This is a genomic window from Cellulophaga sp. BC115SP (assembly GCF_009905545.1).
In the GTDB taxonomy this organism is placed as follows: Bacteria; Bacteroidota; Bacteroidia; order Cytophagales; family Spirosomataceae; genus Flectobacillus; species Flectobacillus rivi.
This window is the reverse complement of the sequence record NZ_JAAALB010000154.1, coordinates 1-1,061: the sequence shown is the minus strand read 5'-3', so window position 1 is coordinate 1,061 and position 1,061 is coordinate 1. Positions and strand designations below refer to the sequence as shown.

Annotated in this window: 1 protein-coding gene; it reads right to left on the bottom strand. The window is 39.6% G+C overall.

Annotation, left to right across the window (positions count from 1 at the left end; genetic code table 11):
• Window positions 1-85: 85 nt before the first annotated feature.
• Window positions 86-946: a S49 family peptidase gene (locus GVN22_RS27350; protein WP_166554162.1), complete on the bottom strand. Its 861-nt coding sequence runs from the start codon at window positions 944-946 to the stop codon at window positions 86-88.
• Window positions 947-1,061 lie beyond the last annotated feature (115 nt).

Here is a 1,061-nt window from a genome sequence, read left to right as displayed (position 1 = left end):
ACTTGCAATAGCCAATCTTTTGCCGGTAAGGTACTTTTTGACATTATCGTATAGTATTAAAAGTGTGCAAAACTAAAAAAGCAAATTAGGCGTGGGCCAACTGTTGGCAGCGCTTAATGGCTGAGTTAAAATCTCCTATTCTATCAGCTAAACCCAAGGTGATGGCGTCCTTTGCTCCATAAACGTTGCCTGAAAAAACATCCTCATTCTTGATTTTTCCAACTCTACCACGTTTTACATAGCCTACAAATTCCTTACGAGCCGCGTTGGTCTGTGCCTGTAAATATCCTCTGGTCTCCTCAGTCAAAGGTTCATAAGGGTTAATCTTTGCCTTATTTTCTCCACCTTGAGCTCGAATCATTTCGACATCAACCCCTTGCATTTGTAGTTGTCTGGAGTAATTTTCGTAGATAAACAGTGAACTAATAGACCCGATACTACTCATGGCGCTATCCTCAACCACGATTTCATCACCTTGAGAGGCAATAAAGTAGCCAGCTGACAAACAACGATTAGTAGATGTTACCACAGGTTTTGATTTACGAAAGTTAGTCACTGCATCAGCCAACAACGAACATCCGTCGGCAGTCCCACCCGGTGTGGAAATTTTAAGAACTGCCCCTTTGTACTTTTCGTCGGCTCTGGCCACATCTAACAACTTGGCCATTTCTTCCATACCCAAAGACCAATAAGAATAACGAGACATTTCGCCAACAATGGGTAAAACCAAAATATCACTACTCAAAGAATAAAGATTGGTATAATAGTTATTGATATACCGAGCGCTTTCGGTACTAATTAACTTTGTTTTAAAAGCTTCGAGTAGTTTTGGATCGGGTAATGTTTCAAAAAACGTGGGTGCTGACCAAGTCTGCAATTTGTGTCTGGCAATGCCAATATGAGACTCAGCGACGTTCCAGATATGCTCGTGAAAAATTTCAGCCATGATATTCGTAGAAAATTTTTACGAATATCATGGCTGAAAAAGATATTAGATAGGACAATAAACAGGAATCAAACAACCTTTGACACTGATTTAATTATAATTTTAGTCACGTTTT

Bases quoted from the DNA above. Each gene is read 5' to 3' on its own strand.
- GVN22_RS27350 (WP_166554162.1), bottom strand. From the start codon at position 946: ATGGCTGAAATTTTTCACGAGCATATCTGGAACGTCGCTGAGTCTCAT.